At 55.8% G+C, this 23449-nt stretch carries 22 protein-coding genes, 1 tRNA gene and 1 other annotated feature; of the genes, 18 read left to right on the forward strand and 5 right to left on the reverse strand.

Annotated features, from left to right (window positions below; all coding sequences use genetic code 11):
* A complete protein-coding gene (locus ACULM0_RS09475) occupies positions 1-2013 on the reverse strand; it encodes a sigma-54 interaction domain-containing protein (protein ID WP_463677307.1) in 2013 nt (670 codons plus the stop codon).
* Between the two features lie 26 nt (positions 2014-2039).
* The gene (gene iadA / locus ACULM0_RS09480) at positions 2040-3221 is read right to left on the reverse strand and encodes a beta-aspartyl-peptidase (RefSeq protein WP_463677308.1); all 1182 of its coding nucleotides are present in this window, start codon (positions 3219-3221) and stop codon (positions 2040-2042) included.
* Between the two features lie 159 nt (positions 3222-3380).
* Here iadA and ACULM0_RS09485 point away from each other — a divergent pair, with 159 nt between their 5' ends.
* Positions 3381-4544 carry a MalY/PatB family protein gene (locus tag ACULM0_RS09485; protein ID WP_463677309.1) on the forward strand — a complete coding sequence of 388 codons (1164 nt, stop codon included), beginning with the start codon at positions 3381-3383 and terminating at the stop codon, positions 4542-4544.
* A gap of 67 nt (positions 4545-4611) precedes the next feature.
* Here ACULM0_RS09485 and ACULM0_RS09490 read toward each other — a convergent pair.
* Positions 4612-4688: transfer RNA gene (locus ACULM0_RS09490), tRNA-Pro, on the reverse strand.
* Positions 4689-4770: 82 nt separating this feature from the next.
* On the opposite strand from ACULM0_RS09490, the gene ACULM0_RS09495 reads away from it, so the two are divergent.
* The gene (locus ACULM0_RS09495; protein WP_463677310.1) at positions 4771-6063 is read left to right on the forward strand and encodes an MFS transporter; all 1293 of its coding nucleotides are present in this window, start codon (positions 4771-4773) and stop codon (positions 6061-6063) included.
* Here the strand turns inward: ACULM0_RS09495 and ACULM0_RS09500 are convergent.
* Positions 6057-6878 (reverse strand): zinc dependent phospholipase C family protein, encoded by an 822-nt coding sequence (locus ACULM0_RS09500; protein WP_463677311.1) that lies wholly within the window; start codon positions 6876-6878, stop codon positions 6057-6059. The genes ACULM0_RS09495 and ACULM0_RS09500 overlap by 7 nt on opposite strands.
* Positions 6879-6923: 45 nt before the next feature.
* Positions 6924-7694 (reverse strand): NRDE family protein, encoded by a 771-nt coding sequence (locus ACULM0_RS09505; protein ID WP_463677312.1) that lies wholly within the window; start codon positions 7692-7694, stop codon positions 6924-6926.
* A 108-nt stretch (positions 7695-7802) separates the two neighbouring features.
* Here ACULM0_RS09505 and ACULM0_RS09510 point away from each other — a divergent pair, with 108 nt between their 5' ends.
* From ACULM0_RS09510 to tyrS, 16 genes are all read left to right on the forward strand, one after another.
* On the forward strand, positions 7803-8030 hold the full coding sequence (locus ACULM0_RS09510; RefSeq protein ID WP_463677313.1) for a glutaredoxin family protein: 228 nt from the start codon (positions 7803-7805) through the stop codon (positions 8028-8030).
* A gap of 192 nt (positions 8031-8222) precedes the next feature.
* Entirely contained in the window at positions 8223-9299 is a 1077-nt protein-coding gene (locus tag ACULM0_RS09515; protein WP_463677314.1) for a carbohydrate ABC transporter permease, read from the forward strand.
* Positions 9292-10152 carry a carbohydrate ABC transporter permease gene (locus tag ACULM0_RS09520; protein WP_463677315.1) on the forward strand — a complete coding sequence of 287 codons (861 nt, stop codon included), beginning with the start codon at positions 9292-9294 and terminating at the stop codon, positions 10150-10152. Before ACULM0_RS09515 ends, ACULM0_RS09520 begins: the two co-directional genes overlap by 8 nt.
* Positions 10153-10183: 31 nt before the next feature.
* A complete protein-coding gene (locus ACULM0_RS09525) occupies positions 10184-11569 on the forward strand; it encodes an ABC transporter substrate-binding protein (protein WP_463677316.1) in 1386 nt (461 codons plus the stop codon).
* Positions 11570-11699: 130 nt separating this feature from the next.
* On the forward strand, positions 11700-13964 hold the full coding sequence (locus ACULM0_RS09530; protein ID WP_463677317.1) for a glycoside hydrolase family 65 protein: 2265 nt from the start codon (positions 11700-11702) through the stop codon (positions 13962-13964).
* Positions 13965-13986: 22 nt separating this feature from the next.
* On the forward strand, positions 13987-14997 hold the full coding sequence (locus ACULM0_RS09535; RefSeq protein WP_463679877.1) for a LacI family DNA-binding transcriptional regulator: 1011 nt from the start codon (positions 13987-13989) through the stop codon (positions 14995-14997).
* Complete coding sequence (locus ACULM0_RS09540) at positions 14994-15935, forward strand: carbohydrate kinase family protein (RefSeq protein WP_463677318.1); 942 nt, start codon at positions 14994-14996, stop codon at positions 15933-15935. Before ACULM0_RS09535 ends, ACULM0_RS09540 begins: the two co-directional genes overlap by 4 nt.
* Positions 15936-15939: 4 nt before the next feature.
* Complete coding sequence (locus ACULM0_RS09545; RefSeq protein WP_463677319.1) at positions 15940-16107, forward strand: hypothetical protein; 168 nt, start codon at positions 15940-15942, stop codon at positions 16105-16107.
* Positions 16097-16489, forward strand: coding sequence for a VanZ family protein (locus ACULM0_RS09550; protein ID WP_463677320.1), 393 nt, complete (start codon positions 16097-16099; stop codon positions 16487-16489). Before ACULM0_RS09545 ends, ACULM0_RS09550 begins: the two co-directional genes overlap by 11 nt.
* A 65-nt stretch (positions 16490-16554) precedes the next feature.
* Positions 16555-16780: a binding site (T-box leader), on the forward strand.
* A 40-nt stretch (positions 16781-16820) separates the two neighbouring features.
* Positions 16821-17723, forward strand: a complete 903-nt coding sequence (gene cysK / locus ACULM0_RS09555; protein WP_463677321.1) for a cysteine synthase A — start codon at positions 16821-16823, stop codon at positions 17721-17723.
* Between the two features lie 26 nt (positions 17724-17749).
* A complete protein-coding gene (gene epsC / locus ACULM0_RS09560; RefSeq protein WP_463677322.1) occupies positions 17750-18325 on the forward strand; it encodes a serine O-acetyltransferase EpsC in 576 nt (191 codons plus the stop codon).
* Positions 18326-18431: 106 nt separating this feature from the next.
* A complete protein-coding gene (locus ACULM0_RS09565) occupies positions 18432-18830 on the forward strand; it encodes a secondary thiamine-phosphate synthase enzyme YjbQ (RefSeq protein ID WP_463677323.1) in 399 nt (132 codons plus the stop codon).
* Entirely contained in the window at positions 18827-20251 is a 1425-nt protein-coding gene (gene pepD, locus ACULM0_RS09570) for a beta-Ala-His dipeptidase (RefSeq protein WP_463677324.1), read from the forward strand. Before ACULM0_RS09565 ends, pepD begins: the two co-directional genes overlap by 4 nt.
* A 72-nt stretch (positions 20252-20323) precedes the next feature.
* Complete coding sequence (locus ACULM0_RS09575) at positions 20324-20653, forward strand: hypothetical protein (protein ID WP_463677325.1); 330 nt, start codon at positions 20324-20326, stop codon at positions 20651-20653.
* Between the two features lie 44 nt (positions 20654-20697).
* Positions 20698-21894: an HD-GYP domain-containing protein gene (locus tag ACULM0_RS09580; protein WP_463679878.1), complete on the forward strand. Its 1197-nt coding sequence runs from the start codon at positions 20698-20700 to the stop codon at positions 21892-21894.
* 280 nt (positions 21895-22174) lie between these two features.
* Positions 22175-23410: a tyrosine--tRNA ligase gene (gene tyrS, locus ACULM0_RS09585; RefSeq protein WP_463677326.1), complete on the forward strand. Its 1236-nt coding sequence runs from the start codon at positions 22175-22177 to the stop codon at positions 23408-23410.
* The last annotated feature ends 39 nt before the right edge of the window (positions 23411-23449 follow it).

A 23449-nucleotide genomic window follows, 5' to 3' on the forward strand; every position in this document is an offset into this window, starting at 1 on the left:
TCAACCAATGGTGCCGAGTCCTTTTTCCGTGAGCATCGTACCGAAACGCCCTCTCCTTTTGACGATCAGGTCCTTTTCCTCCAGTCGATCGAGGATCGAACGCACTTGATTGACCGTGAGGTTTCGACCCTCCTCATAGCTGAGGGCAGACAAGCGGGCGCGCGAGGGGCGTTCACCGCTTCGGGTGAGCTTGGCCATTGACCGGAGCAGATACAGTTCCGATTGATCGAGCAAGGGGCCCTCGGGTTTATGCTCGGACGCACGTGAGAAATAGTCGCCCTGCGGCAAGTGTTTTGTGGTGAGCAGGGGTCCGTCGGTCACCGCCAGCATGTAGGTGACCGTATTCTTCAGCTCCCGCACGTTCCCGGGCCAAGCGTAGGAGGTCAAGGTCTCGATGACCTCATCGGAGATACCCACCTCTTTGACCGTGGACTTGAAGACAAGGTCCTCCACGAGCAGAGGGAGATCCCCCTCGCGTTGACGGAGAGGAGGCAGGTGGATGTAGCCCATCTTGAGCCGGTAGTAGAGGTCCTCGCGGAAGTGCCCCGCGGTCACCAGCGCCTCCAGTTTCTTGTTGGTGGCGGCCACAATCCGCACGTCCACGGGACGGATCTCGGAGCCGCCCACCGCCATGATCTCGCGTTCCTCTAGCACCCGCAAGAGGCGCGTCTGGACCTTGAGGGAGGTATCTCCGATCTCATCGAGAAACAAGGTCCCACCGTTGGCCTGTTCAAAGAGGCCGATCTTGCCACCCTTCTTCGCCCCGGTGAAGGCCCCCTCGGCATAACCGAAGAGCTCCGATTCGATCAGATCATCGGGCAGGGAGGAGAAGTTCACGGCGAGGAAGGGACCGTCCTTCCGGGTCGAGGCGTTGTGAATGGCCGAGGCGAAGAGTTCTTTGCCCGTGCCGCTCTCGCCCTCGATGAGCAGGGTGATTTCGGCCGTTGCCAGCTTGTTGGCAATGCGCTTGGCCTCGCAAAGTCGGCGGCTCTTGCCCACGATGTCGTCGAAGTGGTACTTGGCGATAAAACCCTTTCGGATGATCTCCTTTTCCTTGGGGTCGAAGAAATCGAAGCGCTGCTGCTCGCTCTTGAAGGAGACGACCGTCTGTCGGTGATCGGAGCTTTTGATCTTCTGGACCAGGAGATCCTCCCCCTCGAGCGTCAGCACGAGGGCGTGGGTCTGGGATTCGTCGACCAGGTAGCGCCGGAGCTTTTCGTTGCGGATCACCTCTTTCAGGCGGAGGGGACGCAGCTCGTGGCGCGGCAACTTGAACAGACGTCTCAGATTATCGTTGATCAGGGTGATCCGGCCGTCGGGAGAAAAGGCCATGAGACCTTCACGGAGACCGTCGAGCACTTTCTCGAGATCCTCCTTGAGGGCCTTGGTTTCTGCATGGCTCTCGGCTAGGCCCTTGGCCATCTCGATGATTTTTTTCAGGTACATTTCGCTGAAGGTGGCCGTGGTTTTCTCCAGCTGGTCCAGGGCCGTGAGCACCTTGGCGATGGTGGTAAAGTCAAAGATCCTGGGACCGATGTCCACGATCCTGTCGATATCCTCTGGAACGTACTTGGGTTCCCCCGGTGTGATCGCCACATCCGGTAGTGGCTTTGGCATCCTTGCGTCGGGATAGAAGGGCAGATAGGTGATGTGATCGAGTCCGAGAGACCGGAGGACCTGGATGCTCTCCCGACAGGTGGTCTCTCGGTCGTTCACAAGAAGGACCGTGGTACCGGCAGGTAGCGCCACGATCGCGTCGAGGGCACCGAAATTGACAGTGCGCCTGCCGATGATCCTCGGCATGCGATCCGGAATAGCGGTGAGTCCCGATAGTTCCTCAAGGGTCAGCTGGCTCGACAGGATCAGCAGATCACCCGTCAGGTCGGGCGATGTCTCTTGTTCAAGGGCGTGGCCGATGATCCGGGTGTCTTCCTTGGCCAGGAAGGTCTCCAGTTGGCCGGTGAGGGACCGGATGGTCTCCTCCGACCCTGCGATCAATTGGATCGTGTGCATGGGCTCTTCCTCCTTGTGGTCGGTGCTCAAGTGGTTTTGGGTGCTTCCTCGAAGGTACCCCTGACCAGGAAGGTACCACCGCGCATCATGAGACGACCGCCTGCGATCACCGTGTCCAGCGACAGGTCTTCTTTTAGAAGGAGCAGGTCGGCGTCGGCCCCCACTTCGATCCGTCCCTTGCCCTTGAGCCCGAGGATGGACGCGGGGCTGGAGGTGACCGTGGCCAGGGCATCCGGTAGCGGTACGTCGTGGACTTGCACGGCCTCGACCATGGCATCATAGAGCGATCGGCAGGTACCCACGGAAAGCCCCTTGAGCCGTCCCTCGGGGTCAAATAGGGGCAGGCTCCCCTGTCCGTCGCTGGTCATCGTCAGACGATCGGCCGGGATCCCCTCTTTCAGGCAGCGGGCCACGGCCTCGGCGGCGGGGACCTCCCCCTCCTCGAGGAAGAGAGCGGTGGTACTCGTGGTGAAATCGATCTGGCCGCCGGCCTTCGCGTAGGCGATGCCTTCGGCGAAGAGCTCGGGATTGCGGTTCACGTGTGTAGGAACCAGCTGGCTGCGGGGAATATCTGTTTCCTTCGCGAGGCGTTCCAGATAGTCGAAGCGCGCTGGACCATCGCCCATGTGGATGTTGACCACGCCGGATTTTCCCGACAGGATCCCGGCCACCCGGGCATCAGCTACGGTACGCTTGAAAAGCTCGAAATCGGCCTGAGAAGACCGGTGGTCGGAAAGTGCTACTTCGCCGACCCCGATGATCTCGTCGATCAGCATGATGTCCTTCATGAGATCGCCCGTGAGGGTCTTCAGGGGCAGTCGATAGTTGCCCGTGTAGAGGTAGCAACCCACACCCTCTTCCTTGAGGCCCTTGGCCTTGGCAACCAGGGCCTCGAGGCTCCGTGCGATGCCATCGGTCCCCAGGCAACCGACCACCGTGGTCACGCCGGCACCGATCATGGTGGACAGTTGGAGCTCCGGTGTACGCGTGCGGTAGCCACCCTCGCCGCCACCGCCGGTGATGTGGACGTGGCCGTCCACGAGGCCCGGGGTAAGCAGAAGGCCCCCGCCGTCGATGACCGTCACGGGTCCCCCGGCGAAAGCAGATAAGTCATCTTCGATGGCCAGGATACGACCGCCTCCCATAAGCAGGTCCTTATCACCCATGGGCTCTGGTGCGAATACATTGACGTTTTTCAATAAAATCATAACAATCCCTCCGTTCGGGACTAGAGAATGCAAGACCAATGCCATACTTCATTTTAACATAGCGAAGTCGACCGTTTGAACCGCTAGAGAATATGATATAAATAAGATAGCGGATTCTTTTGTTAAAAAAAGAGAGCACGACCGAAAAGGGGGAGCACAATGGACTTTCATCATATTATCGATAGAAAAGGCACGCACTGCGTCAAGTGGGATCACATGGACATGGCCTTCGGCCGGAACGACCTGTTGCCGCTTTGGGTGGCCGACATGGATTTCAAGGCGCCCGCCGAGGTGCTGGCCGCTCTGAAGGCTCGCGTGGAGCATGGGGTCTTCGGTTACACCAAGCCCTACCCCGCCTACTATGAAGCGGTGGTGGGCTGGATGAAGCGACACTACCGCTGGGAAATCACCCCTGGGGAAATCCAGATCACACCGGGGGTGGTCCCTGCGATCAACATGGCCATCCAGACCTTTACCCAACCTGGTGATGAGGTCATCATCCAGACGCCCGTCTACCCGCCCTTCGCCGCTTCGGTGAAGCACAACGACCGCGTCCTATCAGAGAACGTCTTGCTCGAAGAGGCAGATGGTAGCTATCGCATCGATTTTGAAGACCTGGAGGAGCGCGTGAAAGGGGCCAAAATGATGATTATCGCTTCGCCACACAATCCCGTGGGGAAGGTCTTTACACGGGAGGAGCTGCAGCGGATGGGTGATCTCTGCCTGGCCAACGATTGTTTCCTCATCTCCGATGAGATCCATGCGGACCTGACGCTTGCGGGGGTAGAGCACCTGCCGCTGACCGCTGTAGACGCACGTTTCAAGACAAACAGCATGGTCATGACCGCCGCCTCGAAGACCTTCAATCTGGCCGGTTTCGGGCTGGCCAATATCATCATCCAGGACCAGGGTCTCATGCGCACTTTTCAAGATACCGTCCTTGATCGACTGCACCTTTTTCTGGCGGACCCGCTGGCGCTCACGGCGGTGGAGACGGCCTACCGCTACGGTGACAACTGGCTCGAGCGCTTGATGGGCACCATCGACCGGCGCTTTGATTTTTTGGGTGAGCTACTGGACAAGCACTTGCCAGAGGTGCGCTTTCGCAAGCCCGAGGCCACCTATCTCGCTTGGCTCGATTTCAGGGCCCTCGAGTCGGACCCGAAAGAACTCAAGCGAATCCTAGTGGACGAAGCGGGTGTGGGTCTGAATCAGGGGTACACCTTTGGAGCCACGGGCGCCGGGTACCTGCGGCTCAATGTGGCGACTTCCGAAGAGGTGATCGAGGAGGCCATCCTGCGGATCGCCCGGGCTTTTGCCTAAAAAAGCGCATAAAAAAAGAGGAGAGGTCGCTTCCTCGTGAAGAAGAAGCGACCTCTCGCTCGTGCTTTGGTCGGAGTGACAGGACTTGAACCTGCGACAACCAGACCCCCAGCCTGGTGCGCTACCAAACTGCGCCACACCCCGTCGGAATATTTCCCGAAGCAATATAAATTATAACACGCTCCTGTGGAAAGTCAATACCCTAACATGAAATCGAGGTGGACAGATGTCGAATCAAAAAACGGTTCGGGCTTGGATCCTGTACGACTGGGCGAATTCGGTTTTCGCCACAACACTTATGGCCACGGTGCTACCGATCTTTTACGTGGACGTGGCCGGGGCCCATCTGCCCGGCAACACCGCGACCTCCTACTGGGGTTACACCACGACCATCGCCATGCTCCTGGTGGCTGTAATGGCACCGATCCTAGGGGCGGTGGCCGATCGCGCCCACCGGCGCAAGAGTCTTTTCACGGTGTTCGTCTTCCTGGGGGTTCTGGGAAGCGGTCTGCTCGTGCTCGGCGGTGAGGGCGATTACCTGCTGATCTCCGCCGTCTATATCCTCGCGAGCATCGGCTTCGCGGGGGGTAATATTTTTTACGATTCTTTCCTTCCGCTGATCGTGAAGGATGAACGTATGGATATGGTCTCCTCCCAGGGTTACGCCATGGGCTATCTCGGTGGGGGGATTTTGCTCGCCGTGAATCTTGCGATGATCATGAAGCCGGGGTGGTTCGGTTTTTCCGATTCACTCATGGCCACGCGGGCGGTCTTCCTGACGGTGGCCATCTGGTGGTTGGTCTTTACGATCCCAGCCTTTAAGCAGTTTCCAAAGGACGAGGGGATGGCGACATCGCGTGAGATGTCGGCTTACGTTCGCATGGGCTTTCGAGAACTCAAGACGACGATCGCCCACATCCGCCGTTACCGTGAACTGTGGAAGTTTCTTCTGGCCTTCTGGTTTTACAACGATGGCATCGGGACGATCATGCGGATGGCCACGGTCTACGGTCGTGAGATCGGAATCGGCCAGACGGATCTCATCGGGGCCCTCTTGCTCACGCAGTTCATCGGGATCCCCTTTTCCATTCTGTTCGGCAAGCTCGGTGCACGAGTCGGGGCCAAACGTGGCATCTTTCTGGCGCTTTCCGTCTACCTCCTCATCACCATCCGGGGCTATTTTCTGGCCACGGCCTTGGACTTTTGGATGCTGGCCGGGCTCGTGGGGCTTGTCCAGGGAGGCGCGCAGGCACTCAGCCGATCGCTCTACGGTAGCATGATCCCCAAGGACAAGGTGGGGGAGTTCTACGGTTTCTACGGTGTATCGAGCAAATTCTCGGCGATCACGGGCCCCTTCCTCTTTGCCCTCGTGGGACAACTGACGGGATCCAGTCGTCTGGGGATCGTCTCCGTTGCCTTCTTCTTCATCATGGGGATGGTACTCCTCTCTACGGTGGATGTGGAGGCGGGTAGAAAATTGGCAAAAAAAGAACCGATCTCCGCGATGGGAGATCAGTAGCTTTCACCTTCATAGTTGATCCGATCGAAATAGGAAGCGAGTTCATCGAAATCGATTTTCAGATCGAGGAACCGCTGCGCGGCCTGGCACCGTTGTGCGGCCAGTAGCACGGCCTGGTCGAATCCTTCGTCGAAGCGTTTGATATCAGAAATCCCTAGGTCTTCCAGCGTGGTACCGAAATAATGCCGGTTGAGATTCAGGTGAAAAAGGCGTCCGATGAAATGGATCAGCCTTTTTTTCTTTTGGTTCTCCCGGTCGTGAAAGATCTTCTGATAGGTGATGAAATCATCGTAGCTCTGCTTCACGAGCTCGGACGGTAGGGTTTCATCGAATTGTTCCTCCAGGACGTGGGTGTAAATATCCCGAATATTGGCAAGGTCGATGTCCTCGAGCGCCACGAGATCCGGTCCGTATCGCGGCAGAAAGCGGAAGCGTTCGATCGTGTGGAGATCGATGGCCATCTCAATTTCCTTGTGGTCGAGCCCCTGCGCCTCCTTTTCAAAAACGTAGGGATGCGTCACGGAATCCAGGGTATAGTGATTGATCCATCCGTAGAGATAGGTGCGGATGACATCGTTGTAATTATCCTTCGCGTAGACAATCGCCTCAAGCAGGGTTTCCTTTGCCATCTCCTTGTGGAGCATCTTAGCGTAGGGCATCCCTCGCTTCTGACGCTTCCAAGGATAGAAATCCGCATAAAAGAAAAAGTCGGGCCCCTGGTTGGCGAAATTATAAAGATTCATCTTCATCTCGACGTCGAGCCAATCGTTGACGCGCAGGCCGAAAATGGTGTGCGTGAAAAAATCAGGCATCATATCACCTCTGTTTTCATTTTAACAGATTGTGGCCCGCATGCAAACTTATTCGGCTTTCGTGGTGAACTGGGTGGTACGTTCGCGAAACCGATCGTCCAACCACTCGCGTTCGTGAAACCGCACGTTCCCCTCCCGGTCTACAAAGAGCAACGTCTGGTAGCGGGTCCCGTAGGTCTCCCCCTTGATAAAGATCGTAGAGAGCAAACGTTCGGTTTCTAGGGGCGCATGCGTATCTTCGGGAAGCAGATCATCAGGGACCGGTGTCCGGTCCATCAGGATCTGCCAAAGGGCATCGATGGGCGGTTCGTCGTGGGTGCCGAGCACTTCTTGGAAGGCACTGCGTGCTAAGGTCACTTTTGGCCAAGGGGTGTCGAGCAGATGGTTGCTCAAACCGTAGATGCCGAGCTCGAGTGCTTGGATGGGTGTCCCCATATTGCTGTAGTAGTAAAGATCCCCGGGTGAACCCACGACGAGATTGAAGGGGTTGTACTTGTGCCGCTGTTCCTTGATGCTCGCTAGATAGCTTAACGGATCCGGAGACTCGAGCAGAAACTTGGCCACGAGGGCTCCGCGGCTCAAGGAATCCTTACGGATGAGGGAAAAATCCCGGTAGTTGGTAAGAAAGGCCAGCTTGCCCTTGCGGTTGATCCCCGTCCAGGAGCCGCAGGCCTCGAGGTCCCGGCCGGCGAAGACTTCAGGGGCGTCCTTCCAAAAATGCGCGTGCTGACTGGGCCGTTTATAGAATTCATCACGATTGGCGATCATAATGAGAGGATACTTCGGATGATACTGATGAGCGAAAAGAATCGTACACATGGTGTCCCACCTCCTTTTCCACCTTTACCCCGAATGACAGAAGAGATAACGTGACCTTTTCAAAGAAGATTTTTTGGGTAAGTATCGAAATGAAAGGGGGGAAACATTGTGAAACAAGTGACTGTTTTCACGTCAAACACCTGTCCCTACTGCAATGCCCTGAAAGAGTATTTGACCGAGCATCATATTCCCTTTGAAGAGAAGAACATTTCTCGCGATGAGGGTGCTCGGGATGAGCTCATCAGCCTGGGTGTCCGCAGTGTACCCTACACCTTGGTGGAGGGAGAAGCGATCACGGGTTTTGATAAGGAAAAACTGGATGAGTTGTTGCGCTAGACACAGGAGGTCGTCCACCGACCTCCCAGCAGTCGGTTCTTTCGCCTCGCGAAATGTGAATATTTTGTAAAGGATTCGTTGACAGGGTGTGAAGGACTGGGTATAATAAGCTTAGGAAACCGGTTTCCGAAACGATTTTTTTTTTAGACGCTCGGGAAACCGGTTTCTCTACGAAGACGGTGGAGGGATAAAATGTCGAAAAAGAAGAAAGAAGCCACACTTCTCCAAGAGGAGAAACGCCTAGCGTACAAACTTCTTTTGCCAACTTATCTCATCTTATTCTTGATTGCTTTTTATCCGTTGTTCAGTGTGTTCTACACGAGCATGACCAATAGGCAGTTCGCCAGTAGTCAGGAAGTCGAATTCGTCGGCTTCGAGAACTACAAGAGTCTCCTGGCGATGACCATCGAGGAACTGCCCCCTAGAACCGATGATAACGGAAATGTCATGTATGATGAGGAGACGGGCGAAGTCGTGTACGATAGCCCTGTACGTGTACTACCCCGCGAACCGATCCGGTACAAAGAGGTGTTTACATACAACTTCTTTGGCAAGCGGTATGTGTTCGGCGGCACGGATCCAGAATTTTTGAAATCGATCTACAACACCTTGAGCTTCACCTTGCTGTCCGTTGCGCTCGAGACAATCTTAGGTCTCGGTGTGGCGATGGTCGTGAACTCGAACTTCAGAGGAAAAGGGGCCATGCGTACGGTTATGCTGGTACCTTGGGCCGTTATCACGGTTGTATCCGCCCGTATGTGGGAGTGGATCTTGCAATCGAATCGGACGGGTCTTTTCAACACCGTGCTGGAGATGTTCGGTGTCGGAGATGGTTCGATCTCCTTTCTCAGCCAAGAGGGTTTACAGCTACCCTCGATGATCATGATCGACGTGTGGAAGACGACACCCTACATGGCGCTCTTGATTCTGGCGGGGCTACAGACGATACCCGGTGAGCTTTACGAAGCGGCCGAGATCGACGGGGCCTCAAAACTACAGCAGTTCTACAAGATCACCCTGCCGCTCTTGAAGCCGGCCATCGGTGTGGCCTTGATCTTCAGATCCCTCGATGCACTGCGCGTCTTCGACGTGTTCCAGGTGCTTCTCGGATCGCGTAAGTACTCCATGGCGAGCTACAACTATTTCCAGCTCATCGGTAACAGGAACATGGGGCTGGCCAGCGCCATCGGTGTCGTGATCTTTGTGATCATCTTTGGATTCGCAGTCTTCTTTATCAAGAGCTTGGGGGTGAACGAAGAAGATGCTTAAGAAAATTGGGTTCTATTTTGTCTTGTTGCTGGTTCTCGTGTACATGCTCTTCCCCTTCTACTGGGCGTTCAACTCGTCCCTGAAGACGGAAGCGCAGCTGCAGATGACACCCGCGACCTTCGTTCCGGTGAACCCGACGACCCTTCAGTTCCAGCCTTTCTTTGGGAATTATGAAGCCGTCTTTGCCAACGATATGTTCATCCAGGGTCTCGTCAACAGTACCATCGTGGCCGTGTCCACGACCGCTCTGGCCCTCGTGGCCGGATCCTTCGCAGCCTTTGCCCTAGGAAAGCTCCGCTTTCGCGGGAAGACGCCAACGCTCTACCTGATTTTGGCGATGACGATGTTCCCGCAGGTGACGATCCTTTCCGGGCTTTATGCGCTGATAAATTCATCGTTCGTCCAAGCACTGGGGATCGGTCCCCGCCTCAGCCTGATCATCGTGTACATGCTCTTCACGCTTCCCTTCACCACATGGGTGTTGACGTCGTTCTTCCGTCAGCTGCCCAGAAGCTTGATGGAGTCTGCACAGGTGGATGGGGCCACGGGCTTCCAGACCTTCCGTCAGATTTTACTACCCCTGACGGCCCCTGCACTGGTGACGACAGGTCTTTTGGCCTTCATCGCCGCTTGGAACGAATATCTCTTTGCCCTGACGTTCACGTCGATCAATCCGGAAGCGAGAACAGTACCTGTGGCCATCGCCTATTTCCAAGGTTCGATCGCCCGACAGGAGCCCTTCGGTGAAATCATGGCGGCCACGGTGGTCGTCACGATTCCAATCGTGCTCTTGGTACTCTTCTTCCAGAGAAGGATTGTTGCTGGACTGACGGCGGGAGCTGTCAAAGGCTAAGAACAAAACAAGAAAAAAAGGAGTGACATGCATGTTAAAAAGAAACCTAGCATTACTACTGGTGTTAACGCTCGTGATGAGTCTCGCGCTCTTCGGGTGCGGCCAACCGGCTGAAGAAGCACCCACAGAAGAGACGCCAGAAGAAATGCCGGCAGAAGAGCCAATGGAAGAAGAACCTGCCGATGATCCAGAAGTTGTTGCTGAAGAACCTGTCACTGTCCGCCTGATCTCAGGTGCGGTGGGTAATGAGCTTGAGCTCAACATGCAGGCAGCCGAGATGTACATGGACGAGCATCCCAATGTTTTGATCGAGATTTTTGACTCTCCGGATGCAGCCACAGACCGCCTCGGACTCTACCTGCAGTTCCTCGAGGCAGAATCTAGTGAAGTGGATATCTATCAGATCGACGTGATCTGGCCTGGCGACCTTGCCGCTCACATGGTAGACCTCAATGAGTATGGCGCTGCCGAAGTCATCGACGGTCACTTTGATCCGATCGTCCAGAACAACACGGTCGACGGTAAGCTTGTGGCCATGCCATGGTTCACAGATGCGGGTCTCCTGTACTACCGCACGGACCTTCTTGAGAAATATGATCTTGACGTACCACAAACGTGGGATGAACTTGAAGCATATGCACAAATCATCCAAGATGGCGAACGTGCCGACGGTAACCAGGACTTCGTAGGTTACGTATGGCAGGGGAACGCTTATGAAGGTTTGACTTGTGACGCGCTCGAGTGGATCGATTCCAACGGTGGCGGCACGATCATCTCACCCGATAAAGAAATCACGATCAACAATGAAAAAGCCATCGAGATTGTCGACCAGGCAGCTTCATGGGTCGGTACGATTTCACCCAATGGCGTCACGAGCATGGATGAAGAGGGCGCCCGTAACATCTGGCAGGGCGGTAACGCGGCCTTTATGAGAAACTGGCCTTACGCTTACTCGCTTTCTAACAGTGACGATTCCGCTGTAAAAGGAATCTTTGACGTGGCACCACTGCCCGCTGGTGATTCCGGTACCAGTGCAGCAGCCCTCGGTGGATGGAACCTTTCTGTTTCCAACTACTCTGAGAATCCAGAGGTCGCTGCAGATGTAGCACTTTACCTCGCATCAGAAGAAGTGCAGAAAATGCGTGCGGTTGATGGTTCCTTTAACCCGACGATCGAGTCGCTTTACGATGATCCGGACGTACTGAATGCTTCACCGTTCTTTGGTACGCTCTACGATGTATTCGTAAACGCCACACCTCGTCCATCCACGCAAACGGCACCTCAGTACAATGCCGTCAGCACCGCTTTCTTTAAAGCCGTACACAATGTCTTAACGGGTCAGACCGATGCTGAGACAGCCTTCATGGAACTGGAACTCGACCTTCAGGACCTCACGGGCTTCGAAATCGCAGAATAAGACAGATCGAAAGACTTTAGGAGAGAAGCTAGTTGACGCTAGCTTCTTTCGTTCCTTTAGTCTTTGGGCGGGGGGAAAGGTGGCTTTCCTCTCGCTCAAGGATTAAATCATGAGAAAAAGGAGTGTTCCCATGTTAGGACGTTTGATAGAAAAGCCGATGGTCGACCGGGCCATCAATCACCAGGCTTCCCTTTATTCGCAGGGTAACGGCTACCTGGGCATACGGGGGACACACCCCGAAGGGCACCGGTCCCAGGAGATCGGCTGCTATATCAATGGATTCTACGACTCTCACGCGATCACCTATGGTGAATCGGCCCATGGGTTTCCAACGGAGTCGGATTTCATCGTCAATCTACCGAATCCCCTTCCCATGGATGTGATGATCGACGGCGAAAAGGTGACCCTGTCGGAAGAGGCTCTTGTGGACTATGAGCGGATCTATCACTTCGATCGATTGGTCGTCGAACGAAACCTGGTCTTTCGGCTGGAAAGCGGGCGCACCCTCAAGATTCGATCGCAATCGCTCGTGCCGAGAAACCCGCGCAATCTCTTCATGATGCGGTATGAAATTGAACCGCCCGAGGGGACCGAGACGATGTCCGTGGGATCGCGCGTGCTCTTGAACGTCTACAACCGTGGTGCGAGCAACGATCCACGCGTGGGCACCCAAGGTGGCGGCAGGCGCCTCGCCGTCGAAGAGGTCATTGCTGATCAGGCGGCGCGCATGCGTACTCTGAACGCAGGACAACTCCTCTATACGCTCCTGGAGAATCGGGTGATCGAGGGGGAGGTCCTAGAGAGAAAACCCCTCTCCAGCTACGATGAAATCACCGATCATGTGACCTTTGTACCGGGAGCCGTGGTGATCGAGAAGGTCGTGGGTTATTATACCCAACGGGATTTTGATGGCGAACCCGAGGACGACCGCGTGCTCGAGCGCTTTCAAAAGGATGCCGACCTCTCCTTCGACCAAGCCGTCGAGACCCAGTGCGAGGCACTGACCCGCTTCATCGGCCCCTTGAAGATTGATGTTCCAGACCATCCCGAGGTCGAGGAAGCCCTGGTCTTCAATGCCATCCACCTGTACAATGGCGCCGGGATCGATGGGGCGTCCAATCTACCGGCCAAGGGCTTGTCCGGAGAGGGATACGAAGGCCACTATTTCTGGGATACCGAGATTTATGCCATTCCCTTCTTTACCTTCGTGGCCCCAGAAGTGGCCAGGGGACTGCTCTCCTTCCGCGTGCACACCCTAGAGGGTGCGCGGGAGCGAGCCAAGCAGCTCGGTCACGAGCGAGGGGCCAAGTATCCCTGGCGAACGATCACCGGGCGCGAATGCTCTGCGTATTTTCCGGCGGGAACAGCGCAGTATCACATCAATGCGGATATCGCCTACGCGATCTATCTCTATGAGAAGGCCACGGGCGACGTGGCGTTTGTCGACGGGCAGTGTGTGGATCTACTGGTAGAAACCGCAAGGATTTGGCTGGACATGGGACACTTCAGTGACCGCGGCTTTTGTATCGATGCGGTGACGGGTCCCGATGAGTACACGGCAATTGTCGATAACAACTACTATACCAACAAGATGGCGGCCCAGCACCTCGCTTATACCGTAGCGGTCGTCGACCGTGCGGCGGATCGTGAGGCCCTCTTCCAGAGACTGGACCTCACGACCGAGGAATTGGAGGGTTTTTCAGAAGCCAGCCGCAAGATGCGTTTGCCAGAAGATGCCGACAGGGACTTGACCCTGCAGGATGATCATTTTTACCACAGAAAACCCTGGCCATTCGAGAAAACGCGCGAGGACCAATATCCCCTCCTCCTGCACTTTCACCCGTTGACGATCTACCGCCACCGGGTGCTCAAGCAGCCCGATGTGGTGCTCGCGCACATTCTCGTTGGAGAAGATGTGTCTATCGAACGAAAGAGAAGGGACTTCATCTATTACGAAGCCCTCACGACGCACGATTCCTCCCTCTCGCCCAGTGTCCACGGGATCCTGGCGATGGAAATCGGAGACGTGAACAAAGGTTATCACTACTTCAAAGAGAACTTACGACTGGATCTCGACAACACCCATAAGAATTCTGATCACGGCCTGCACATGGCGGCCATGTCGGGTTCGTGGATGAGCTTTGCCTACGGATTCGGCGGTCTACGCGTCGGCAGCGACGGGATCTCCCTATCCCCCAGAGCCTGCAGCGCCCTGGGAGACTATCGCTTTCGACTGCGTGTGCGCGGCGCCCTGCTCTCGGTTTCGGTGGAGAAAGAGCAGGTACTCTATGGGCTGGTGGATGGCGAAGAGGTCACTTTTTATCACGGAGAGGAAAAGGTACATTTACATGGAGGCCAAAAAGAGATACGATTGCAATTGATGAATACCGTATGATGTGGAGCTGATGTAAGTGAAGATGACCATCAAAGACATCGCCGAGATCGCGGGGGTCAGTAAAGCCACGGTCTCGCGGGTGCTCAATAATACCAAACCCGTGAGCGATGAGATCAAAGAGCGCGTGCAGAATGTCATTGACGAGACGGGCTACCGCCCCTCATCTCTGGCCCGGAGCCTGTCGCGACAGCGAACGGGGATCCTCGGCCTGATTATTCCCGATGTGGCCAATCCCTTCTACGCAGAGCTGGTCAAGGGAATGAGCGAGGTGGCGAAAGCCTACCACTACAATATCCTCCTGTGCAATACCTTCCGCGAGCACGAGAAGGAAAAGGAATTTCTCGAGCTCTTGGAGGACAAGGAAGTAGACGGGATCATTTTCATGACCTTTGAATTCCACACGTACCAGAAAGCCTTCTTCGATCGGTACAGCAAGCCCATCGTGACGGTCAACCGCCATTTCGATGGCCAGGAGATTCCAAATGTGGATATCGATAACGAGGCGGCTGCCTATAGCGCCGTGCGTTACCTGATCGACCTGGGCCACCACAGGGTGGGAATCATCAGCTCCTCCATAACAGATGATACGGCGATCTACCGGGTGGACGGTTACCGGAGGGCACATGAAGAGGCGGGTCTCGCCACGGACGAGGCCTTGATCGTGGAATCGGACTACCACTTCAAGTCTGCCTACGAAGGCGCTAGGTACCTGATGAACTTGAAAGACCCACCCACGGCCATTTTCTGTTTGAACGACGAACTAGCTGTCGGGGCGATCAAGTACCTCAACGACTCCGGTCGTGCTGTGCCTGGGGATGTGTCGGTCATCGGTTTTGATGACGTCCCCCTGGCCAGTATGTTCATACCGAGCCTCACCACGATCCGACAGCCGATCTATGAGATGGGGGCGACAGCCGCCCGTCTGCTGATCAAGCGCATCAAGAAAGAGACCATCGATTGGGATCAGCAATCGCTTCCCTTTGAACTGGTCATCCGCAATAGTACCGCCGAAAGGAGAGGTCGCGAGAAATGAAATACATGGCATTCGGGGAGATCTTGATCGATTTCACGCCCGGCCCGTCTCCCCATACCTACGAAGCCAACCCCGGTGGTGCGCCGGCCAACCTTTTGAGTGCACTGGCAAAATGGGGTCACCAGACCGCCTTCATCGGGAAAGTAGGCGCTGATCATTTTGGCGATCAGCTCATCAACACCCTGACCGAGGCGGACGTGGCTACAGATCACGTCCTCAGGGACCCATCGGCCAGAACCACCCTGGCCTTCGTGCACCTCGCGTCCGACGGTGATCGCAGCTTCACCTTTTACCGCGATGGCGGTGCCGATACGCGGATCCGACGTGAAGAGCTTCCCGAGAACCTTTTTTCGGGTGAAGGACTCTTCCACTTCGGGTCCCTCGGCTTCACCCACGAGCCGGCCAGGAGCACACAACTGACCCTGCTCGAAGAAGCAAAAGCAGCCGGATGGATCGTCAGTTACGATCCGAACTATCGCGACCAGCTCTGGACCTCTGAAGAGGAGGCCATCCGCTGGATGAAGCGTGGTCTGGACTTTGCCGATCTCGTGAAGGTATCCGAGGAGGAGCTGGCCCTCTTGGTGCCGGGAGAGAAACAGGAAGTTGCGGCCCGGCAGTTGATCGATGCACACGACCTGTCCCTGCTCATCGTCACCCACGGGGCCATGGGAAGCTACTTCTTCTCCGCCGAGCGGGCTGGCTACGTACCCGGTTACGAGGTGCAGGCGATCGACACCACAGGGGCGGGCGATAGTTTCTTTGCCGGCGTGCTCCACACCCTGATCGAGGGGGGACACCTTGTCGACCAAGACGATCTGGTCCTGCGCAAGGCTCTGGCCTTCGGTAATGCCGTTGGTGCTTTGGTGACCACGCGTTATGGTGCACTGCTCTCTATGCCGACCGTCGCCGAAGTGAAAGCGCTCAAGGAGGGAAGCTAAGGAAATGAACAACTTCAACATGGCATTTTTTGGACTCTTCAACGTGATCCTATTCCTCGTCTGGATGGGGATCTCCATCTACCTCATCATCCTGTTGGTCCGTTTGATGCGACGCGGGATCCTAGCGCTCGATCTTTACATTGAAAAAGAAAGACGTTCTCATGACCGTTAGGGTGAGGCGTCTTTCCCTTGTGTTGTGGATCCTCTGGATTTTCTCTTTCTCCCTGCAACCGGCCTCGATTTCATCGGAAGCTTCCGGCTTCGTAGCAGATCTTTTCGCCAGACTGTCCCTGCCGCTGCCCGAAAGCTTCCTGCGCAAGGCAGCTCATTTCTTTAATTTTTTCGTGCTGGGCCTGCTTCTTGCAGAGGAGCGTCGTCCGTGGTACAAGGTCATGGGGGCGGTCTTTCTGGTGGCAGTGAGCGACGAGACCCTGCAGCGTTTTGTGCCCGGGAGAGCCTCCCAGGTGACCGATGTGCTCCTCGATTCGGCGGGGGGCGCGACAGCTTACTTGAGTTTGCTTCTCAAAAAGAAAGCCTTTTCCTCAAAAAAATAGGGGCTAGGGCCGTTGACATCCCACCCATCTTGTCTTATACTCTAATTAATCCGATGAACATACTAGGAATTGCGATGAGAGAAGAAAGTACGATGAACGGGCGTCTTATAGAGAGGATCTGGTTGGTGAGAAGATCCGTCGCGTGTCATCCGAAGTGCCTTCTCGAGCTGTTTCCCCGAATCCATTGAGTAGGGGACACCGGGCATCTCCCGTTATAGAGATAGGATATCAAGGGTATCCGAAAAAGACGGTGAAACTAGAGTGGAACCGCGACGACACGTCGCCTCTAAAATGAGGGGACTTTTTTTTGTTCGAAAAGGAGGATGTATTTATGAAAGTTTACAACAGCATGCTAGAGATGGTTGGCGAAACGCCCTATCTTCGGTACCGACCGACGGAGGGTGCCACCATCTATTTGAAATTAGAATCCTTTAACCCCGGCGGTAGCGTGAAGGACCGCGCCGCACTCGGCATGATAGAGGCCGCGGAAGCCGATGGACGTTTGAAGCCGGGGATGACTATCATAGAGCCCACCAGCGGAAACACCGGCATCGCCCTTGCGATGATCGGTCGCCAAAAGGGCTATAAAGTGATCATCACCATGCCCGAGACCATGAGCAAAGAGCGTCGGGACATCCTGCGGGCCTACGGTGCCGAGATCCTCCTGACACCGGGGGCATCCGGTATGAAGGGGGCCATCGAGAAGGCCTCGGAGCTGGCCGGAAAAGAGACCAACTTCTTTATGCCCGGACAGTTCGACAACCGGGCCAACCCCGACGCCCATTACCGCACCACGGGCCCTGAGATCCTGCGCGATGTACCGGGTATCCGGGCGCTCGTCGTGGGCGTGGGTACCGGCGGAACCCTGACGGGGGTCGGTCGTTACCTGAAGGAAAAGGATCCATCGATCCAATTGGTGGCCGTGGAACCGGAGAATTCACCGGTTCTCAGCGGGGGCAACCCGGGCCCCCACAAAATCCAGGGCATTGGTGCCGGATTCATCCCGGGCAACACAGAGACGGCCCAGATCGACAGGATCCTGCAGATCAAAGACGAAGAAGCCTTCGCCTCCCTGCACCGTGTACGCGATGACCTGGGGCTGCTCGTGGGTGTATCGGCTGGCGCGGCCATTGCCGCGGCCACCGCACTATCGAAAGAAATGTCCCCCGAGGATGACATCGTTGTGGTTGTCCCGGATAACGGAATGAAGTATCTCTCCATGGGGCTTTACTAAAAAGCGAAAGGAACAGGTGAGTGAGTATGTTCAAACGTATTAGAGCACATCTCGATCATGTCCGTGAGGTGGATCCCGCGGCCCGGGGTTACCTGGAGGTCCTACTTTTGTACCCTTCGGTACACGCGCTCTTTCTGCACCGCGTGGCCCATATGCTCTACGAAAAGCGTGCGTTCTTCCTCGCTCGTCTGATCAGTCAGTTCGGACGCTTTCTCACGGGTATTGAGATCCATCCCGGTGCGACCATCGGTCACAAGCTCTTCATCGACCACGGCACAGGCGTGGTGATCGGGGAGACCACGGAAATCGGCGATCGCGTGACCCTCTACCAAGGGGTGACCCTCGGTGGTACGGGCAAAGAGATCGGCAAGCGACATCCGACCCTCGGCGATGACGTGCTCGTCGGCGCGGGCGCCAAGGTGCTCGGACCGATCGTGGTGGCAGCCGGGACAAAGGTAGGTGCCGGTAGCGTGCTGCTTCAAGACACCCGTCCCGGGTCAACTGCCGTGGGTACTCCCGCCCGGATCATAGGCGGCTTGGAATCCGCACAGATCGTGAACCTCGATGACTATCGAAAAGTCTACAATGACATGGCAATCTAAACTGCAGACGACGGGTGAGAGCCCGTCGTTTTTAGTTTTTTGTTAAGAATCGTTTTCCCGGTGGTATAATGAATAGTAACGGTGCAAGGGAGGGAGGAGATCATCCATGCAGAAGACTTTAAGCCTGAAGACAAGCAAAAAAGAGGAAATGGTGTCGATCACCGACCACTTTAGAGACCTGGTCGAGGACGTCGATGAGGGTGTGCTTTTTCTTTTCGTCCACCATACCACCTGCGGATTGACGATTAATGAGGGGGCTGATCCCGATGTGCGGAGAGACCTCCTTTACTTTCTCGATAAACAGGTCCCCCGGGACCCCAATTTTAGACATGCTGAGGGAAACAGCGATGCCCATATCAAGGCCAGTTTTATGGGGGCGAGTCTACAGATTCCCATCGCCGAAGGTGAGTTGCTCCTCGGGACCTGGCAGACGATCTACCTGTGTGAGTTCGATGGACCGAGAACCCGCCGTGTGACGGCGACGATCTGGAGGGATCAAAGATGAATAACTGGAAGACCTATTTTGAGGAAATCAGCCGGATCCCCCGCTGCTCGGGTGAGGAAACGGCCATCGGGGAGTACCTCTACCGATTCGGTCGGGAGCGGAACCTGAAGACCCTCAGGGACGATGCGGGAAACATCCTGATTATCAAACCGGCCACGAGCGGCTATGAAAATGCGCCGGGGACCATTCTGCAGGCCCACATGGATATGGTCTGTGTGAAGGATCGACAGAGCGGACATGATTTTTCCAAAGATCCGATCGCGCTGATCGAAGAAAAGGGCTACCTCCGGGCCGAGGGCACCACCCTCGGTGCCGACAACGGCGTGGGTGTCGCCATGATCTTGGCGGTCCTCGACGATCCGAAGGCCAAGCACCCGAAGCTCGAGGCGGTGTTCACCACTGAAGAGGAAGTGGGACTCAAAGGCGCCTCGGGCCTCAACGCGAACGCCCTGACGGGGCAGTGCCTGATCAACCTTGATGGTGAGGAGGAGGGGACCTTTATCGCCAGCTGCGCCGGTGGCGTGCGCACCCAGCTTCGACTGGGCGTAGGGCAGAGGAAGGCCCCCAAGGGTGAAGCCTACCACCTGATCATCGAGGGACTCAAGGGAGGCCATTCGGGTCTGGAAATCCACGAGGAAAGGGCCAACGCCCTGGTCCTCATGGGACGACTCTTGAGAGCGCTCCCCCTTGAGCGGCTGGCGCTTTTCAATCTGGCGGGTGGTGAGAAACCGAATGCCATCGCCGATTGGTCGCGCGCGGGTCTCGTCGTGTCCAAGGACCGTATCCCGAAACTCAAGAAGGCACTCGAAGATATGGAGAAACAATTCCGCGGGATCTTTGCCCATCGCGACCCGGACATCGTGCTCCGGCTCGAACGGACAGATCAACCGGCGGCTGTTTACGATGAGAAGACCAAGCAGGCGCTTCTCCACTTGCTGGCCCTTTATCCCAACGGTATCCACGGGACGAGTCCCTTTATCGAGGGCTTGGTGGAAACTTCCTGCAACCTCGGTTTTGTCAGTCGAATCGGTGATGACCTGGTTTTTGAAGGCGCGATCCGAAGCGCCAAGGAAGAGGAAAAACGTTGGCTTCTCAAGCGTCTGGATGAACTGGGCGGCCTCCTCGGCCTTGCCCATGAGACCAGTGGGGACTATCCTGCCTGGCGCTTCCGCCAGCAATCGAAATTGCGGGATCTCGTGCTGGAGACCTACCGTAAGATGGGGGGCGAACCCGAGGTGGCCGCGATCCATGCGGGCCTCGAATGCGGTGTGCTCCTGGATAAGCTACCTTCGGTGGATGCGCTGAGCTTTGGTCCGACCATCGAAGGCGCCCACACGGTGAGGGAGCGGTTAAACTTGGCCAGTGCAGACCGCACCATGGTCCTGCTCCTCAAATCCCTGGCTGAGCTGAACCGGATCTAACAGAGATGATGCGTGAGCCCGTCTTGGTTTTGGGTATCAATGACTTAAACCCGAAAGAAAGGTGGGATAATCATGCATGAAAAACAAATTAACGGACATCTTGTCGATGGCAACGAAGAAACCAAACTCTATCTGCTGACCCGCCGCGATCCTATAGAACAGCCGACCCCTCGTATGATCGACCTCAGCGATTTAATGTCGGGACGGGTCCGGTTCCAAAGCACCATGCTCTACCCCCTGGGGATGACACTGGCCCTCGACGTGGCCATCAGTCGTATCGGTTACACACTGGTGGGTACGGTCTCTGGTTTCGAACGCATCGACGGTGGCTTTACCATGGAAATGCGCGTACAGACGATACCGAAGGACCTGGTCGATGAACTGGGGCTGGGCACCACATAGACGGGACCACTGAAGAGGAGAACGGGGGTAAGATTGTGCGACTGATGAATATTACCGATGTAGAGGTGGGCATGGTATTGGCGGAACCCATCTTGAACGATGACGGGACCATCGAGCTGCTCAGCAAAGACACCAAGCTGACGGAGCGCCAGATCACGCTACTCAAGCGTCTCGGCATCATGCGGATCAAGATCAAGGAGGCATCGGAAGATGCCGAGGAATCCAGGAATATTTTCGAACATCTGGATGCCGTTGAAAAGGGTGCCCGAAAGAACGGCGACCTCTTCGATTTGGCTTCGCTGAAGGCGGAGCTGGCTGAAATCGAACAGGAGGATTTTGAACCCGTCGTGACGAGCGTCGTCAATGTGAACATGGAGGTCAAGGTGCTCACGGGCAGAAACGGCCTGCCCTTTGACGAGCAGCAGAGCCAGATGATCGAGCAGACCCAGGCGATCTTCCAGACCATCCGCGAGGGTGGCGACATCGATCTCGAGGGGCTACGGCAAAACGTGAGCTCCGCCCTACCGGATATGATCCGCCACAACGATGTCCTCATGCGCCTGAATCAGATCAAGGAAACCGATGACTACACCTTCCAGCACTCCCTACGCGTGTCGATCCTGGCGACGATGATCGGCAAGTGGCTAGGCTACAGTCACGACGAGTTGGTCGAGCTCGGTGAAGCCGGTCTCCTCTTTGATATCGGGAAGATGAAGGTGCCACCCTTTATTTTGCAAAAACGCGACCAGGTGAGCGATGAGGAGTACGAGATCCTGAAGAAGCATGCCCAGCTCGGTTACATGTTGCTCTTGAAGACAGAGGGGATTACGCCGAACATCAAGTACGGCGCCCTGCAGCATCACGAGCGACTCGATGGTACGGGATACCCGCTCCGCCTGCGGGAGGGTCAAATCCATGAGTTCGCCAAGATCATCATGATCTGCGATGTTTTCGACGCCCTCACCCACGACCGCCCCTACGCCGAGAAGGTCTCCCCCTTCAAGGCAGCCGAGTATATCAGCTGGAACAGCGGCACGAAATTCGATCCTAAGATGAGCTACATCCTTTTGCACAATCTGGCCCAATATTTTTACGGCAAGGACGTCCGCCTGAATACCGGAGAGACCGGTAGGATCGTCTACGTGGACCACAATTTTCCGACCCGTCCCGTGGTGGAAGTGGGCAACCGCTTCTATGATCTCGTAAAAGAAAGTGAGATTCAGATCGAAGATTTGCTTTGAACTTGACAAGTGTGCGCCCGTCGCGTATGCTGGAAAAAAAGAATTTTGGGCGATGAAAGAGCCAGTAGCCCTTCTTTCCACCTCCAGAGACGGATCGGTCGGTGCAAGATCCGGGGGAAGAAGACGGCGAACCTACACTCGTGAGCCCGGATCGGAGACGATCCCGCCTGGACCGGCGTTATCGGGTCAAGAGAGTATAATGTAAAGGTGGTACCGCGTCCCTCGCCCTTTTTTGGGTGGGGGACTTTTTAGTTTTTTGAGAAGACGGGAGGTATAAGGTATGGAGAAGCGCAACGTATACGATGTTTTAATGGATCGGGGATTCATTGAGCAGGCCACGCACGCCGACGAAATCCGCGAACTACTGGGAAAGGAACAGGTGACTTTTTATATCGGTTTCGATCCCACGGCCGATAGTCTCCACGTGGGACACTTTATCCAGCTGATGGTCATGATGCACATGCAGCGGGCGGGACACCGACCCATCGCCCTGCTCGGAGCGGGGACGGCCAAAGTGGGCGATCCCTCGGGCAGAACGGATATGCGCCAGATGCTGACGAACGAGCGGCTCAACGCTAATGCGGAGAAGATGCGTGCCCAGATGGAGAAGTACCTGGTGCTCGATGGAGATAAGGGACTCTTGGCCAACAACGCCGACTGGCTCGATAACCTGAGCTACATTCCTTTCCTAAGGGAAATTGGATCGAAATTTTCGGTGAACCGGATGCTCGAGGCCGAGTGCTTTAAATCCCGCCTCGACAGAGGGTTGTCTTTCCTGGAGTTCAACTACATGATCATGCAGGCCTACGATTTTCTCGAGCTCAACCGTCGTTACGATTGCAAACTGCAGATGGGCGGGAACGACCAGTGGTCGAACATTATCGCCGGTGTGAACCTCATCCGCAAGGAGGAGCGTGAGCAGGCCTTCGGTCTGACCTTTACCCTGCTGACCACGTCAGAAGGGCACAAAATGGGGAAAACGGCCAACGGGGCCCTGTGGATCGATCGGGAGAAGACGTCCCCCTATGAGTTCTACCAATACTTTCGCAACGTGGATGACGCCGACGTCAACACCTGCCTGCGCCTCTTGACCTTCCTCCCCATGGACGAGGTCAACCGACTCAGCGCCCTAGCGGGTGCCGAGATCAACAAGGCCAAGGAGACCATGGCCTACGAGGTCACCAAACTTGTGCACGGGGCCGAGGAAGCCGACAAGGCACTGGCCGCAGCCAAGGCTCTTTTTGAAGAGGGAAGCCGCGCGGAAGATATCCCGACGACCGAGATGACATCCGACCGATTCGAGGGTGAAGGCGTGGAGCTCATCGAGCTCATGGAAGAGGTGGGACTGGCCCCCTCGAAATCAGAAGCCAAACGCCTGGTCAAACAAGGCGGTGTCTCCCTCGGTGACGAGAAAATCAAGGACTTCTACCGCAAGGTGACCCTAGCTGATTTTGAAGAGGGCGAGGTCTTGATCCGACGCGGCAAGAAAAAGTACCATCGTATCGTGATCGCCTAGTCCGTCGGTTTTTCCTACCTCCCTTAAACCCGCGGGTTT

The organism is Halotolerantifilum yawarlongkerapense (assembly GCF_054506745.1).